The organism is Endozoicomonas sp. SESOKO3 (genome assembly GCF_024606255.1).
The window spans coordinates 1-1,019 of the sequence record NZ_JAHHPR010000694.1; the positions used below are offsets into that span (position 1 = coordinate 1).

Consider the following 1,019-nt stretch of genomic DNA (forward strand, 5'->3'; position numbering starts at 1 on the left):
TTTTTGGTTTGGTCGCCTATTAGCTTACTCAGTAAGCTGGGGAGAAGGCTCAATAGGTACCAATTGGTTCCAGGTGTCGCCTTCGGCGCACCTAAACCAGGCGTTGGCCCTTTCGCATATGAATAAACTTGAGGAAGAATAATGAGAAAAACAATACTTGAGATTTACGCATTACTTATATGTTCTGTAACTCTCATATGTTTTGCAGTTACATCTGGGATAATGCTTTACAATTTAGTTAGCGTAGTAAGTCCAGAGTTTGGTTTGTCTTCACATGATTATAAGCGTCTAAACAATAACGATAGATATTGGAACAATATCAAACCCTCATGTGGAGAATATAGTAAAGAAGGCTGTGGTGAAGCCGGAAAAAGACCTCCAGAAGGAGAGCTTACTAAAAAGAGAGAAGATGCAAGAAAATTAGCTCTTGAAGTAGAAGCTAGAAGTTCAATGCAGACATTTATTAAATCTCTAATCGTAGTAATAATTGATATTTTAATATTTATCCCTCATTGGATAATTGGTCGTAGAGCGAGAGAGAGTAATGGCTAATCGGGTAAGAGTTGATCTTTCTTCAGCTCTCCCCAAACCACCCGGCATGCGGGTCCGCACCGGGCGGTTCACCAAGGATAGTGAAACCTAATCCATAAGTCTTTCAGCGAAACAAGCCCAAGTTGTGCGAGGTAACTGTCGTTGAGTGCCTGCTGTGTTGCAAAGGTTTTGCTTAACCGGTAATACCCTTTGCTACTGATTGCGATCCCGGCGGCTTTGATGTGATCAACGCCCAACCTGACCAAATTTCGATAGCGGGTTTTCGGTTTACGCCACTGCTTGATAAAACAGCAGCGAATACGCCGACGTATCTATTGATCCAGTAGCGATATAGGACGGTAATATTCGGTTATTCTGAAGTAACCCATCCAGCCCCTGATATATTCGGTAAGCTTTCGCAAACGGTAGCTCATTGATACACCCCAGCTGCGGCTGGTGAGTTAAAGGACTTGCCGCCTGAAGCAGAG

Annotated in this window: 2 protein-coding genes; one reads left to right on the forward strand and one right to left on the reverse strand. The window is 43.2% G+C overall.

Annotated elements, in window-relative coordinates:
• Positions 1 to 141: 141 nt before the first annotated feature.
• Positions 142 to 552: a hypothetical protein gene (locus KDK18_RS12225; RefSeq protein WP_257255203.1), complete on the forward strand. Its 411-nt coding sequence runs from the start codon at positions 142 to 144 to the stop codon at positions 550 to 552.
• A gap of 311 nt (positions 553 to 863) precedes the next feature.
• Here KDK18_RS12225 and KDK18_RS14770 read toward each other — a convergent pair whose 3' ends face one another.
• Positions 864 to 965: a group II intron maturase-specific domain-containing protein gene (locus tag KDK18_RS14770; RefSeq protein ID WP_373690724.1), complete on the reverse strand. Its 102-nt coding sequence runs from the start codon at positions 963 to 965 to the stop codon at positions 864 to 866.
• Positions 966 to 1,019 lie beyond the last annotated feature (54 nt).